At 29.3% G+C, this 15,895-nt stretch carries 14 protein-coding genes and 1 riboswitch; of the genes, 5 read left to right on the top strand and 9 right to left on the bottom strand.

Annotated features, from left to right (window positions below; all coding sequences use genetic code 11):
- The 3 genes from B2W91_RS18810 to B2W91_RS18800 all read right to left on the bottom strand — a co-directional run.
- Positions 1-679, bottom strand: a 679-nt coding sequence (locus tag B2W91_RS18810) for a condensation domain-containing protein (RefSeq protein WP_291583719.1), incomplete at its 3' end; no start/stop codon positions are given.
- On the bottom strand, positions 628-3,825 hold the full coding sequence (locus B2W91_RS18805; protein WP_291583718.1) for an amino acid adenylation domain-containing protein: 3,198 nt from the start codon (positions 3,823-3,825) through the stop codon (positions 628-630). The genes B2W91_RS18810 and B2W91_RS18805, both read right to left, overlap by 52 nt.
- A 26-nt stretch (positions 3,826-3,851) precedes the next feature.
- Positions 3,852-4,544 carry a thioesterase II family protein gene (locus tag B2W91_RS18800; protein ID WP_291583716.1) on the bottom strand — a complete coding sequence of 231 codons (693 nt, stop codon included), beginning with the start codon at positions 4,542-4,544 and terminating at the stop codon, positions 3,852-3,854.
- 422 nt (positions 4,545-4,966) lie between these two features.
- Positions 4,967-5,154, top strand: a riboswitch (cobalamin riboswitch).
- Between the two features lie 121 nt (positions 5,155-5,275).
- On the opposite strand from B2W91_RS18800, the gene B2W91_RS18795 reads away from it, so the two are divergent.
- The 4 genes from B2W91_RS18795 to B2W91_RS18780 all read left to right on the top strand — a co-directional run bounded on the left by B2W91_RS18795 (position 5,276) and on the right by B2W91_RS18780 (position 8,500).
- Positions 5,276-5,560, top strand: coding sequence for a CGGC domain-containing protein (locus B2W91_RS18795; protein WP_291583714.1), 285 nt, complete (start codon positions 5,276-5,278; stop codon positions 5,558-5,560).
- 72 nt (positions 5,561-5,632) lie between these two features.
- Positions 5,633-6,646 (top strand): ABC transporter substrate-binding protein, encoded by a 1,014-nt coding sequence (locus B2W91_RS18790; protein WP_291583712.1) that lies wholly within the window; start codon positions 5,633-5,635, stop codon positions 6,644-6,646.
- Between the two features lies 1 nt (position 6,647).
- Positions 6,648-7,736 (top strand): FecCD family ABC transporter permease, encoded by a 1,089-nt coding sequence (locus tag B2W91_RS18785; RefSeq protein WP_291583711.1) that lies wholly within the window; start codon positions 6,648-6,650, stop codon positions 7,734-7,736.
- Positions 7,736-8,500, top strand: a complete 765-nt coding sequence (locus B2W91_RS18780) for an ABC transporter ATP-binding protein (protein WP_291583709.1) — start codon at positions 7,736-7,738, stop codon at positions 8,498-8,500. Before B2W91_RS18785 ends, B2W91_RS18780 begins: the two co-directional genes overlap by 1 nt.
- Positions 8,501-8,757: 257 nt before the next feature.
- Here B2W91_RS18780 and B2W91_RS18775 read toward each other — a convergent pair whose 3' ends face one another.
- Positions 8,758-10,257, bottom strand: a complete 1,500-nt coding sequence (locus B2W91_RS18775) for a Na+/H+ antiporter NhaC family protein (protein ID WP_291583707.1) — start codon at positions 10,255-10,257, stop codon at positions 8,758-8,760.
- An 844-nt stretch (positions 10,258-11,101) separates the two neighbouring features.
- On the opposite strand from B2W91_RS18775, the gene B2W91_RS18770 reads away from it, so the two are divergent.
- Positions 11,102-11,785 (top strand): Bax inhibitor-1/YccA family protein, encoded by a 684-nt coding sequence (locus tag B2W91_RS18770; RefSeq protein ID WP_291583704.1) that lies wholly within the window; start codon positions 11,102-11,104, stop codon positions 11,783-11,785.
- A gap of 230 nt (positions 11,786-12,015) precedes the next feature.
- Here B2W91_RS18770 and B2W91_RS18765 read toward each other — a convergent pair whose 3' ends face one another.
- The 5 genes from B2W91_RS18765 to B2W91_RS18745 all read right to left on the bottom strand — a co-directional run.
- Positions 12,016-12,366, bottom strand: a complete 351-nt coding sequence (locus tag B2W91_RS18765) for a hypothetical protein (RefSeq protein WP_291583702.1) — start codon at positions 12,364-12,366, stop codon at positions 12,016-12,018.
- Between the two features lie 61 nt (positions 12,367-12,427).
- On the bottom strand, positions 12,428-13,369 hold the full coding sequence (locus tag B2W91_RS18760) for an ABC transporter ATP-binding protein (RefSeq protein ID WP_414633137.1): 942 nt from the start codon (positions 13,367-13,369) through the stop codon (positions 12,428-12,430).
- A 7-nt stretch (positions 13,370-13,376) separates the two neighbouring features.
- A complete protein-coding gene (locus B2W91_RS18755; protein WP_291583698.1) occupies positions 13,377-14,411 on the bottom strand; it encodes an ABC transporter ATP-binding protein in 1,035 nt (344 codons plus the stop codon).
- 14 nt (positions 14,412-14,425) lie between these two features.
- Positions 14,426-15,343 (bottom strand): ABC transporter permease, encoded by a 918-nt coding sequence (locus B2W91_RS18750; protein ID WP_291583696.1) that lies wholly within the window; start codon positions 15,341-15,343, stop codon positions 14,426-14,428.
- Between the two features lie 14 nt (positions 15,344-15,357).
- Positions 15,358-15,895 (bottom strand): ABC transporter permease (locus tag B2W91_RS18745; RefSeq protein WP_291583694.1); only part of this gene is annotated, 538 nt, incomplete at its 5' end.

Raw genomic sequence — 15,895 nt, 5'->3', positions numbered from 1 at the left:
TTTCATTTATATTTTTTATCAAGTCATTTAATGTAACTTCATCTAATTCCTTATTTAAAACACTTGATGTTTTTATAGTATCTTCAATTGCATTGTAATCTACAGGATAATCATTATCCTTCTCTAGAATTGATTGCCAATAATGTTTCTCATCATTAAAATCATTCTTTTTATACTCTTGCAGTTGCTCTGACCATTCTTTAAAAGAATGAGTCTTCATAGGTAACTTTATGTCTTCATTATTATTTAATTGCTTTAATATAGTTAGAAAATCATTTAAGATTATTCTCCACGAAACTCCATCAACAATTAAATGATGTGCTATAAATAATAAAGCTTGTCTTTCATAACTTAAATTAAACATAGCCAAATTGAATAAAAGACTATTTTCTATGTCAAATCTATTATTTACTTTATCAATTAAAGTTTTAATATTTTCACCTTTGCTGTAATCAGAATATTGAGATAAATCAAAATAATTAACAACATATTCTTTCTTTAAGTGTTCGTTATTATAATATAATTTGTTATTTTCCTTATCATAATTAATTCTTAATGAATCGTGATGATAAATTAATTTATTTATAGCTACTGTGATTTTATTAACATCTAAAGTTTCCTCATATTCTAATAATATATATTGATTATAAGAATTCTGATTATAAAATCNNAAAACCATTCTATAATTGGAGTATCCTGAATATACCCTTGACTTGGTTCTTGATCTATAACTTTGTCACTTTTATTAACTTCTACAACAGCTGCTATTTCTTCAATAGAATCATACGTTAAAATGTCCTTTACCTTAATATCTAACCCTAAATTCTTAAGTTTCGAAGAAATTTGAATTGCTTTTATAGAATCTCCACCAAGCTGATAGTAATTATCTTTCATACCTACATTTTTTATTCCTAAAATCTCTTCCATAACTTTAACTACTTCTTTTTCCACATCGGTTTTATACTTTACAAACTCTTTTTCAGCTGGTATTAAATTTGGAAGTAAATCATGATTCACTTTTCCATTCACAGTTAAAGGCAACTGCTCTAAATAAATGAAATTAGCTGGAATCATATATTTAGGTAAGAATTTCAAAAGCCAGTTTTTTAATTCTAAGTCTGTGATTTCCTCTTTATTTACTATATAAGCATTTAATAATCTATTTCCTGATGAATCTTTTTTAAATGTTACAACTGCATCTTTTATAAATTCGTTTTCTAATAAATATTTTTCTATTTCACCAAGTTCAATACGATGTCCTCTTATCTTTACTTGGTTATCTATTCTACCTACATATTCAATGATTCCATTTTCTAAATGTTTTGCTGTATCCCCAGTTTTGTACATTTTTTGTCCTTTTATAAAAGGATTTTCAATAAATCTTTCAAAGGTTAACTCATTCTTATTTAAATAGCCTCTAGCAACTCCATGTCCAGATACATAAAGCTCTCCTACTATTCCCATTGGAACTACATTAAATTCATTATCTAATATATAGACTTGTACATTATCTGCTGGATAGCCTATAGGGACTGATATACCTTTATCATTTTCTTCATCGTATTTATATATCATACAGCCAACTACTGTTTCTGTAGGCCCATATTCATTATATATTTCTATATTTTTCTTAAAGCTATTATAAATTTCTTTAGATAAACTTACTTTTAGATCTTCTCCTCCTACAATAAATCTTTTTATATTAGAGTTACTATTATCCATACCCTTTAATAGTGTTAAATGAGCAGGGGTAAGCTTTACAACTGTTGTTTTATTTTCTCTTAGTATTTTATATAATACAAATTCACTTTCATCATTGTCATAAATTATAATCTTATTACCAGAAATTAAAGGAGTAAATATAGAAGTTATTGTTAAATCGAAAGATATAGAAGAATATAGAGCCATAACTTCATTCTCATCTTTTAAATACACTTTCTTAGCCCACCATATATAATTCGTTAGACCTTGATGTTCAATCATTACCCCTTTAGGTTTTCCTGTTGAACCAGATGTATATATAATATAAACTAAATCCTTTAGTTCATTTATTTTTATTAAATCTTTTTTGCTATAGATATCTAAATTTAAATTATTTATATTAGTTATATCTCCTCTAAGCTTAATTTCATTATTTACTTCAAAGTTGGTTAATAGCATAATACTCTTAGAATCTTTAATCATATAATTTATTCTTTCTATAGGATAACTAGGATCGATCGGTAAATAAGCTCCTCCCGCTTTGATGATTGCTAAAATGCTTATAATGAGCTCTATTGAATGAGTCGCCATTATTCCTACAATAGATTCATTATTTGTACCCTTTTGTCTTAAGTAATTTGCTAGTTGATTTGACTTTTCATTAAGTTCTTTATATGTTAATATTTTATCTTCAAACTCTAAGGCAATTCTGTCTGGTGTTTTAATTGTTTGCTCTTCAAATAATTCGCATACTGTTTTTCGTGGATAAATACTATTTGTTGAGTTAAAGTTATTTATCTTATATTTAATTTCTTCTTCGCTAAGAAGACATATATCTTTAACTACAATATTGTTATTGATTAATATCTGTTTAATAATGTTAATTATAGATTGATACATAACTTGAATTTCTGTTTCTAAGTATTCCTCTATTTTATAATCAAAATTTAGAATTATATTATCTTCTTCCCACTCTTTAACTGTTAATTGTAAAGAATAACTTTGATTACCACAATAATATTCCTGAATCTGTACATCAATACCATTAATATCATTAGCATATTTAGAGTTATAATAATTTACGCATATTTTAAATAGACTATCATAACCTTCCTTATTTAACTCTAAATCTTTAACTAAAAGATCATAGGGGTATTTTTGATTTAAAAAATTAAGCTTTAAGTCTCTATTAATTAATTTTATTAAGTCTTCTATACTTATCTTAGTATCTAATGTGAATCTAAAAGGTACTGTGCTTGTAAACATACCTATTATACTTTTTTGTTTCTTGCTTGTCCTATTAAATACAGGCATTCCTATAACTAAATCATTTTTATGTGTAGTTTTATTTATATATATAAGTAAAATAGCTACAAAAAACGTATTTAACGAGTATTTTTTTTCTTTTATAAATTTCTTTATTTCAATTGATAAATCACTATCAATATTAAAAGATTTTCTTCTACCTTTTAAACTATTTGAAGTTCTATATAAAAACTCTTCAGGTGCATTATTAAATTTTTCATTCCAGAAATTCTTGTTTTTTATAAATCTATCTGAATTTAAATATTCATTTTCTTCTCTTATGAAATCCACATATGAGTAATATTCATCAGCATAATTAGTCTCACCTTTTGTTAATTTAGTATATATTTCACATACTTGTTTTTGTATAAGGCTAATTGACCATCCGTCTGCTATAATATGATGAATACTTAATAATACTCCATATTCTTTTTCACTTATCTTATATATTGCAAAATAATATAATTTATCATCTTCTAACTTAAAATTCCTTTTAAATAAATTCTCTGACCATTTTTTATGTTCTAGCTTAGGACATTCATAATTACTAAGGTCTAAAAAATCTATGTTTTCTTCTGTAAAGTTATTAACATACTGAACTGGTTGTCCATTTTTTTCTTTAAATCTTAATCTTAATCCTTCATTTGCTTTTATTACAAGATTAATAGTCTCCTTCATTTTACTAACATCTATACTCTCATTTATCTTTAAGCATCCACCAATGTTATGAAGTGGAGAATTTAAATTTACCTTATCTATATACCATATTCTTTTCTGAGGATGAGTTAGATTATAATAATGTTTATCACTATATCTCATATCAATTCCCCCTTTTAACATATTTTTTATTTACCCAATGTAGTATTAATAATATTAACTATATTTTTAACATTACTATTTATAAAAAAATGATTCCCATCAAAGTTATATATTTTAAATCCTTTACAGACATGATTTTTCCAAGCTAATATCTCCTCTAAATTAATAGAATCTTGTTTTCCATTTAAAATTGAAACATCGCACTGAATTTTATTCCCCCTTTCTTCATAATTATAAGTTTCTAAAATCTTAAAATCGCTTCGGATTATTGGAAGAAATATTTCTAATAACTCCTTATTATTCATCAGTTCTTCTGGTGTTCCACCAAGTTCCATTACTTTATTCATAAAATCATAATCAGGCAAAGTATATGTATTTTCTCTTTTTCTTATCATGCTTGGTGCTTCATATCCTGAAAAGAATATATGCTTTGGCTTTTTAATTCCCATATCAATAATTTTATAGTAAAGTTCATAAGCTAAAAGACTACCCATACTATGACCATATATAGCATAATCATCATTTACTATTTTATCCGCAATATTTTTAAATATATCATCTACAGCTTCTTCTAAATTTTCATATAAGACTTCATTAAATCTTTTTCCTCTTCCTTTAAGTTCTACTGCTTCTAATTGTATTGAAGTACTTATATACTTTTTCCATTCATAATATATAACCTCTAATCCACCTGCATATGGTAAACAAAATAATATCATTAGTAATTCCCCCTACCTTAGACAAAACCTCAAATAGCTATTAATTAATATCTCGATATATCCTTACTATAGTGCTTAATTTTCTATTTATAGCTTTTCATTGTATATTTTTTTATTAAGTGCTAAAATATCACATATTATTTTATAATATGTATATACAATTACATTATACTCTTCATAAAAGTATTTTTTTGTAGTATCATGAGTTACCTACCAATATTTTTGCAACAAATAATTACTTTTTTTTGTATGTTGCACTTGTAAATACACTTTAAAAATATATTTTTTATAACATCTTTATAATTCAATCTTATTATTATTTGAATTATTTATTTATTATCCTGAGAAAGTAATCTATTTATTATAAAATGTCGAATAATATTTGCTTAATATAATTATTAATGCTAAAATGAGTGTGTAAATCGAATAATTATAAAGTAGGTTTAATAGATATTTAATATCTATTGATTAAAAGGGAAGTGGGTTAAAATCCCACGCGGTCTCGCCACTGTAATAGATGAGTTCCTGCAATTATGCCACTGGGAAACTGGGAAGGCTGTAGGAATGTTGATGCTTAAGCCAGAAGACCTGCCTATTTAAATGTACTGGTAACTCTACGAGCGATGGGGTGGTATAAGTGTTTAAAAAATATTTTTTGAATAGATAGCCCTTTAACTGTTGTTAAAGGGCTATTATTTATGAGGAAATAGTTTGTTTTATAGGAGGGGAAGATGAAAATAGCTATTGGGGTATGCGAAAAAATTAATGGAATATGTACAACCATGGGATGTTTTAAAGCTTTAAACAATAGAGAAAAACACTTTATTACATATAAAAATGAAAATTTAGAACTTATATCCTTCTTTACGTGTGATGCATGTTCGAATAATTCTGATAAAAATTTAATGAATATTGCTGAAAAATTAGAACAAGCAGGAGTAGAAAAACTCCATTTTGGTGTTTGTGTTGTTAAGTGTGAAAATCAAAGAGTTGAAAAAATAAAGACAATATTTTAAAAACATCATATAGAAGTAATAGAAGGTACTCATTAAAAATATTAACAAATATACAAAGGGGAGAAAAATTAAATGAAAAAAGTAATAAGCGCAATTTTAGTAGGACTTATGGTATTAGGAGCAACTGGATGTGGTAATAAAAATGCAGAAACTACACCTAAAACAGAAAGTAAGGTAGAGGATAGTAATAAACAGTCATCACATTATCCTGTCACAATTAAAACTTATAATTATGCTAAAGAACCTGTAGATATAACATTTGAAAAATCGCCTGAGAAGGTTGTCGCAGTATATCAAAATTCAATAGAAACATTACTTGCATTAGGATTACAAGATAAAATTATTGCTACTGCTGGATTAGATCATGATGTTAAAGAGGAATATAAAGATGCTTTTAGTAAAGTAAAATATTATGAAAAAGTACCTACAAAAGAAGAAGTTATTGGATTACAACCTGATTTCATATTGAGCTGGTATTCTCTATTTGGTGAGAAAACCCTTGGAGATGTAGGATTTTGGCATGAAAGAAATGTAAATACATATATGTCTCAAAATAGTGGTGTTATTAGCCCAAATACACTACAAAATGAATATGATGATATTTTAAATATGGGTAAAATTTTTGATGTAGAAGATAAAGCTAACGAAATAGTTGACACAATGAAAATCGAAATTGACAAGGCTAAAGATTTTGTTAAGGGAAAAGAATCTGTTAGAGCAATACTCTTAGAAATAGAAAAAGATGGTGCATATAGAATTTATGGTGAAGATACTATAGGTGGAGACATAGCAACTCAAGTTGGAGCAGATTTAGTTGCAAAATCTAATGGTGTAATAGGAAACGAAGATTTAGTAAAACTTAACCCAGATGTAATATTTACTGTTTATTTTGGTGATGCCATTGATAGTGATACTGCATTAAAATCTATTATTGAGAACCCAGCACTTTCAAGTGTTTCTGCTGTAAAATCAAATCGTGTTAATCCTATAATGTTAAGCGAAGTTTACTCTAGTGGTATAAGAACACTAGATGGTATAAAAACAATTTCAAAAGGATTATATCCTGAGTTATATGGAAACAAATAAAATGAAAAAAGTTTATAAAAATAATACACAAAATGGATTACTTAATGGAACACCTATTTATATAGGTGTTTCCATTATACTTGTAATTATATTAATTTTTTCTATTTTAATAACTGTAACTATGGGTTCTGTGGATATTTCTGTAAAAGATGTATATGAAATTGTAATGTACAAACTATTTAGTGTTGGAAATCCGGAGCTTTTATCAAGTGGGGCTGTACATGATATTGTTTGGTTTATAAGACTTCCAAGAATTATTTTAGCAGTTGCTGTAGGCATAGGACTTTCAGTATCTGGAGTAGTTATGCAGGCAATTGTAAAAAATCCACTGGCAGACCCTTATATATTAGGAATTTCATCTGGTGCATCTCTAGGAGCTACATTAGCTATTATGCTTGGAGTAGGTGTGGCTTTTGGCAGTAATTATGTAGGTATATGTGCTTTCATAGGTGCTCTTGCAATATCAGTTCTTGTATTAACCTTAGCAAATATCAAAGGAAGAGCTAATTCAACAAAACTTATTTTAGCTGGTATGGCATTAAGTACTGTGTGCTCATCATTTTCAAGTTTTATTATATATTTTTCTAATGACAGAAATGCTGCACAAACTGTAGCATATTGGTTGATGGGAAGCCTTGCCAGTGCAAAATGGGAGAATATAATAATAATTTTCCCACTTGTAATATTGGCTACATTATTTTTTATTACCCAATACAGAACACTTAACTTGATGTTACTTGGGGATGAAGTTTCTATAACTTTAGGTACAGATTTACATAAATATCGCCAGCTTTATCTAATCATAACATCTATAGTAATTGGCTTTATAGTATACTCCTCAGGAATGATTGGATTTGTAGGACTTATTATTCCTCACCTTGTAAGGATGATATTTGGAACGGACCATAAAAGGATTATTATGCTATCAGGACTCATTGGGGCCATATTTATGGTTTGGGCAGATGTACTATCTAGAATTATACTACCTGGAAATGAACTCCCTATAGGAATATTAATTTCCATGATAGGTGCTCCATTATTTATATATCTTATGGTAAGTAAATCCTACGGGTTTGGAGGTAACAACTAATGGAAATAAAGACTTTAAATTTAGAAGCTTATTTAGGAGAAAGTCATATTTTAAAGGGGTTAAGCATTCATGCGAGCAAAAAAGAATTTGTGGGCATTATAGGCCCTAATGGCAGTGGTAAAAGTACACTGTTAAAATGTATATACAGAACTTTAAAACCTACTAGTGGAACTGTATTTTTAGACGATAAGGATATCAAAAGCTTTTCTATGAAAGAAAGCGCAAAAAAAATGGCTGTTGTCTCTCAACATAATAATTATAATTTTGATTTTTCTGTTGTAGATATGGTCTTAATGGGTAGAGCCCCTCACAAAAAGTTTATAGAAAAAGATAATGCTGAGGACTATAAGATTATGAAAGAATCTCTAGATAAAGTAGGTATGTTAAGTTATATTAATAGAAGCTTTTCGAGTTTGTCTGGCGGTGAGAAACAAAGAATAGTTCTTGCAAGAGCTTTAGCTATGAAAACAGAGTGCCTTATTTTAGATGAACCTACAAATCATTTGGATATAAAGTATCAACTCCAATTTATGGCTACTGTAAAAGAGCTTGGTGTCACAGTTATATCTGCTATTCATGATTTAAATATTGCTGCTTTATATTGTGATAAAATTTATGCCATGAAATCAGGAAAAATTGTTAGCTATGGAACTCCAAAGGAAGTCCTGACTGAGGAACTAATAAAAAATTTATATGAAGTTGATGCTAAAGTTGTGGTGGATAATGAAACTGATATTTTAAATATTATTTATAGAGCACCTTAAAGAGTAATGCACAATTCACAGTTCACAATTCACAATTTCGGAAATTTCTCAGTGGAAACTGAGAAATTTTAAATTGATTTTTTGTAGCGGCGAACAGTGTTCGCCACATAACTAGCAATCGTATTGCTAGCTAAAAATAAATTTCAAAGAAATTATTTTCCTTAAAAATAATTTCATCCTTAATTGTGCATTGTGAACTGTGCCTTGTGAATTGAATAAAAAACCCATCTATTTAATATAGATGGGCTTTTGTTTTATTATGATACTTTCATAGATTTTTCATAAGATTTATCGTCATTTTTAGTTTTCTTCTTAAGTTTAACTTCTGGCTCTCTAGGTAATCCAAAGTTAGGAATAATTCTATCAAGTCCAGTTAAAGTAAGTACTAATAATGATACTACTGTAACAATTGCCATTATATTATACTTAATAAATGAAACTGGTGTAAATGTATACAATGGGTATACAGCATTTGAAATAGCTACGTAAAAGCCTAAATATACATGCCATGGAATCAATTGAGATCCAAAAACTCCTAATGAACTCGAGAATATAGAGTTTCTTATTTTTAACTCATATATTGCTTCTTCGCTACCTTCAACATTATCATCTACTAATTCTTTAATTATAGGTCCTATAGTTACAATTTGTGCCATTTCATCTGCAAGCAATGCATTACCAAGTATTGATAAACATCCATTCCAGAACATAAGTTGTCTAACATTTTTAGAGACAAGTACAACTAGTTTTGATATTGGCTCAAATGCTTTCATTTTTGCCATTACGCCTCCAAATGCACCAACCCACATCATCATAACGATTACAGTTCCTCCAGCTTCAGAAAATCCGCCTTGTACTAACTCTAAAAACGCTGGTAATGTAGTAGTTCCTGCAACTGATCCAAGAATAAGTGAAGTTATTATACCTATAGCTAAACATGCTAATGTAGATATTCCTTTAGCAGCTGCTACTAGAACAAGGATTAATGGTATTACCATATATATAGGTACTCCATCCTTAACTTGATTTAATAAATCTACTGCTGCTGGCCTATCTTGTCCTAATGTAGCCCAAACCTCTTTTGGAATTGCATCTATTGCAGAAGCTGCCTCAACAGATGAATCATGTGGAAGTTTTAAAACTACACTTAATATGTAGAAACCTATAGCTCCAATAACGAAGCATATACCAGCCCAACTAACTTGTCTTTTAATTCTATCCATTATTTCTACTTTTTGAATTTCAGAACTAACAACTGTTGTGTCAGATATTAATCCTATATTATCTCCAAAACAAGCTCCTCCTGCTATAGCAGCTGCTGTAACCAAAATATTTCCATCAACTATATGAGAAAGCCATAGAAAAATTGGTGCACATGCTGCAAAAGTTCCCCAAGATGTTCCTGTTGCTATTGATAATATTCCAGTAACCGCAAATCCTGTAACAGCAACAGTTCTTGCTGTTAGTCCAAGTCCTAAAGCTACATTAACTATAGCTGCACCAACTCCAGTTGCCATAAACGCTGCTGCCATCGCATATGCAAACATCAGTATAAAGAATACAAATTGCATAGATTTAACGTTTTCAACTGCGCAATCTACAGCCTCATTAAATTTAATTTTTTCTGTCACGTATGCCATAATCACAGCCCAACAAGTTGCAAGTGGAGCTGCTATTAAGACCTCCATTCCACCCATCATCAAGCCTATTAAAACTGCAATTGGTGAAAGCTTCATAATCCCGCTTAAAAAAGTCAATTCAAATTCCTCCTTTTATTAACAAAAATCGTCAACCTAAATGAAAATATTTTTACATATTTTTCACAATTAAAATTTTTGTACATATACATTATATTAGCATAAATAAAATAATTCAATATTTTATAAGAATTCTAATAATTTGTTAACAATTTGTATATATAATATGAAAAAGTATCTTTTTTTTCAATTAAATGGTATAAAATATTATTACAAATATACTTTTAATTCAAATTTTCAAAATATAAAATTCAAAATATTTGGATTATTCTATCACAATACCTCATATTAATAAATAAAAATACAAAAATAGACTTCATAATTGTGAGAAAATTATGTTTTTAATAAATTTCGAAGAAAATTATCCATAGTTCATTTTTGTTCAAAAAAAATTCACATAACCTTAATGGTTTAAATATTTTTATACATTTATCGTTTATAATTATAATTAAAAGTTTAGAATTTATCAAGAATTTTTTCAATAAATTTTAAATTGTTTTAAGTTTCTCAATATAATTATTAAATTTTCCCTGTTATATTGACAAAATTTATACAATCACTGTAAGGTCATTTAGTCAAAATTTGACGAAAATTTGATGTATATATTTTTAATTCATATAACATTGAAATTTTATGTAAGAAATGGTAAAATTATTTTAAGTTTAATGTAATTACTAAAAAAATAACTGTTCAAATGTAGGAAGCATATTTAATGTCAAATAAGAAAATAGGAATTAAATCATAACCTAGTTATCATTAATCCTCATGATGAAAATATTCCACAAATGAACAAGCATATTGACTAGTTATTTTTTGAATATAATTTATATAAGGAGAGATTTTTATGACAGAGGTTTCTTACAAAAAAAGTGAAAACAAATTTATTAGCAAAACATTTCTTTATATGACTATGGGGTTAATTGTAACTTTTGCCATTGCATATTTAGTATCAAGTAGTGAAGCTTTTATGAATTTAATATATTCTAACGGTGCTTCACTCTTTGTAGTATGTGCTATAGAGATTGGACTAGTTGTAGTAATAAACAAGCGGTTAGAAAATATTTCTACTAATACAGCTCTTACATTGTTTTTATTATATTCAGCTGTTAGTGGAATAACTTTTGCAACAATATTTGCTCTTTATGACTTAAGTTCTATTATAACGGTGTTTATTATAGCTGCCATGATGTTTTTCTGTTGTAGTATGATTGGTTTAACATCAAAAAGAGATTTATCAACTGTAGGCAGAATTTGTATTATGGCACTTGTAGGAATTATTGTAGCAAGCATTGCAAATTTTTTTATAGGCTCAACTGGACTTTATAATTCAATAAGTTATATAGGATTATTCTTATTCTGTGGCTTAACAGCATATGATATGCAGAAAATTAAATTTATACATCAAAGTTCTTATGAATTTAATAAAGAAAATTTAAATAAGTTCGCTATAGTTGCTGCTCTAGAACTTTACCTTGATTTAATAAACTTATTCATTTATCTTTTAAGATTAATAGGGAAAAAAAGATAACAAAAGGAGTTCATCGAACTCCTTTTTTAATTCACAATTCACAATGCACAATTCATAATTATGGATATTTCTCAGTCACTACTGAGAATTTTATGATTGATTTTGTAGCTGCGAACAGTGTTCACCATGTATTATTGCACTAATATTAAATTATATAAAAATATAATAATTCATATAAAACCCATAACCAATCAGCATATTGACTAGTTATGGGTTTTATATGAATTTAATTACAAATAATAAATAATCCGATCTAATATTAATCCAAAGCATAAAATCATTATAGCTATAAACATTACTACGTTTTGAAATTGAATTATCTTAAATTTTTCTTTCCATTGTTTCTCATATATTAATGGCCTTCTACAATCTCGTTTTAGTATAAATCCTGAAAATAGCAATAATCCAAATGCTCCTATAATAAATAAGGTGCTTTTCATAATATCCAAGGTGCTTTTAATATTGTTTCCATTTACTAAAATAGAGCATAAGCCAGATATTATTATTAATACTAAAGAAACAATTATACCCACCATAAGTGATTTAATTATATCTTTAAAATAGCTCATAATTTTACTCATAATAGAATCTTATCTCCATCCTTTTCACATAAAATACTTAAGCATTTATATTAGTTAATAACTAGTATAAATGGCATGCCACTAAATGGTTTGGAGCTACTTCTTTAAGCTTTGGCGCTTCATTCCTGCATATATCTTTCACATATTTACATCTTTTTACAAATTTACATCCTTGTGGCGGATTAATAGGACTAGGTACATCCCCCTCAAGCATAATTCTTTCCCTTGACCTTTCCACAAGTGGATCTGGTATTGGTATGGCAGATAATAGTGCTTGAGTATATGGATGAACTGGATTTTTGTATAACTCTTTGCTGGCTGTAAACTCCACTACTGCACCAAGATACATAACTGCAACCCTATTGGATATATGCTTAACCATAGCTAAATCATGAGCAATAAACAAATAGGTAAGATCCATGTCCCTTTGTAATCTCTTTAAAAGATTTACAACTTGTGCCTGTATAGATACATCTAAAGCAGATATCGGTTCATCACACATTATAAATTTAGGTTCTACTGCTAAGGCTCTTGCTATACCTATTCTTTGTCTTTGGCCTCCTGAAAATTCGTGAACAAATCTATTAGCATGTTCTTTATTAAGTCCAACTAATCCTAATAGCTCGTTTACTCTTTCTGTTCTTTCATTAGAATTTGCTGCTAATCCGTGTATATCTATACCTTCTGCTATTATATCTCCAACAGTCATCCTTGGATTTAAAGAAGCATAAGGATCTTGGAAAATTATTTGTACTTCTTTAGCAAAAAGCTTCTTTTCTTTTCCTGTTATTTTGTGTACATCTTTTCCTTTATAGATAACACTCCCATCAGTTTTACTATACATTCCTGTGCAGGTTCTTCCACAGGTTGTTTTACCACATCCCGATTCTCCAACAAGTCCTATAGTTTCACCTTCATATATATCAAAACTTACATCATCCACTGCTTTTAAAACAGCATTTTTACCTACTTTAAAATATTTCTTAAGATTTTTAACCTCCATTATTAAATTATTCTTTGCTTCCACTAATAGACACCTCCGCTTTAAAACCATTCTCTACCTTAGGAGCCATTGGATGATAAATCCAACATGAAGCAGTATGCTCTTTTTCAAACTCTGTTAATGGTGGTTCTTCCCTTAAGCATATATTCATACAATATTTACACCTTGAGGCAAATCCACATCCTTTAGGAGGTTTGATTAAATCTGGCGGTGTACCTTGTATTGATACTAGCTCTTCATCATTTTCACTATCGAGCCTTGGTACTGCTTTAAGCAGTGCCCAAGTATAAGGATGCTTAGGATTATAAAATATCTCTTTGTAGCTTCCTTTCTCCACTAATTTACCAGCATACATAACAAATATCCTATCAACTAAATTTGCCACTACCCCAAGATCATGAGTAATTAATATAATAGACATTCCGAGCTTCTGTTGCAGATTTTTTAAAATATCTATTATTTGAGCTTGTATGGTAACATCTAGTGCTGTAGTTGGTTCGTCTGCTATAAGTATACTAGGACTGCAGGCAAGTGCTATTGCAATCATAACTCTTTGTCTCATACCTCCAGAAAACTCATGGGGATATTGGTTAATTCTCTTATCCGCATTAGGTATACCTACTAACTCCAACATTTCCTTAGCTTCATTTAATGCTTCTGGCTTACTTAATTTTCTATGAATCATTAAATTTTCAGCAATTTGCTTTCCCACTTTCATAGTTGGATTTAGTGCTGTTAATGCATCCTGAAAAATCATGCTGCATTCTTCACCTCTAAAATCCTGCCATTGCTTCTCAGAAAAATTTAATATATTTTCACCTTTATAAATAATCTCACTGCCCTCTTTCATTTCTCCTGGAGGAGATTGAATTAAGCCCATTATAGATTTTGCTGTAACGGTTTTACCGCATCCTGACTCTCCAACTATTGCAATAGATTCTCCTTTATCTAGATTAAAGGACATACCTCTAACTGATTGAACTTCCCCAGCATAGGTGTGGTATGATACTCTTAGGTTCTTAACTTCCAATTGCTTTTCCATAATTTTCCCTCCTATTATTGACGAAGTCTTGGATCAAGTGCGTCTCTAAGGCCGTCACCGAGCAAGTTAAAAGCAAGTACCGTAATACATAGTGCAAGTGATGGGAATAAAAGCTGTGTTGGATAAAATGCCATAACATCTCTTCCATAAGCTATAAGTGCGCCCCAGCTTATATTTGGGGGTTGAAGTCCTATACCTAGGAAGCTAAGACCTGCCTCTGCAAAAATGTATGATGGTATACTAGATGCTATATTTAGTATCAATACTCCTATGGTATTAGGAAGAAAGTGTTTTACTATAACCCTTCTAGGAGATGCTCCCAAAACCTGCGCTGCTAAAACATATTCACACTCTCTTAATTGCATTAACTGCCCTCTTACCAGACGAGCTGTACCAGCCCATGAAGTAACAGTTAAAGCAATAGTTAATTGCACATAACCATTACCTAACACCATTGTCATAATAATTATTAATAATAGCTCTGGAATACTTGTGATTACCTCTATGACTCTCATCATAACTTCATCAACCCATCCTCCAAAATATGCCATTACACCGCCATATAGGGATCCTATAAATACCTGTATTATAGTTGCTACAACCCCTATAGCAATAGATATTCTGCCGGCAAACCAAACTCTTGAAAATAAATCTCTTCCCATTCTATCTGTGCCAAACCAATACTCTGCAGAAGGAGCCAAATCTCCTATTTCACTATTCATTTTTATAAACTCTTTTCCATTGATATATGGTCCTACTATAACCATAATTACTAAAAGCATTAACACCACTAAAGAAGTCATTGCCACAGGATTTTTTTTAAGCCTTCTCCAAGCATCTTCAAAATAGCTTATATTAGGTCTATTAATCACATCGCTATCTGCATTTTCACATCCAATTACTTTAAAATCGTCAGCCTTAAATTCAACCATACAGCTTTCCCTCCTTATCTCTTTCCACCAGTAATTCTAATTCTTGGGTCTACCACAGTATATAAAATATCCGTTATAAATACACATACAACATACATTGCTGTTATAATTATGGTATGTCCCATAACCATTGGTAAATCCTGAGCTTGTACTGCCGTTATATAGTAAAGCCCTAATCCTGGTATTGAAAATACTCTTTCGATAAAGAAGGCACCTGTTATACAAAATGCTAATGTCATAGGCAAATAGGTAACTAATGGTATAAGTGAATTTCTAAGTATATGCCTTGTTACTACTTTTTTATTGGATAACCCCTTAGATCTAGCAGTTAATACATAATCTTGATTTATAACATCTAACATAGAGGTCTTTAAAAGTCTTGAATAAGATGCAATATATCCAAAGCATCCTGAAAGTGTAGGTAAAATTGTGTACTTCCATCCCCCAAACCACGCATCCTTACCTCTAGGCCAGCCTATTATTGGAAACCATTTTAAATTTCCTGCAAATATTTTTTGCAGTCCTAGGGCAAAAATGAAACTTGGAACAGAT

Origin of the sequence: Clostridium sp. UBA6640 (assembly GCF_002455975.1) — a bacterium.
Taxonomy (GTDB): Bacteria; Bacillota; Clostridia; order Clostridiales; family Clostridiaceae; genus Clostridium_J.
Note: the sequence above shows the minus strand (reverse complement) of the source record. Positions and strands in the feature narration are given on the sequence as shown.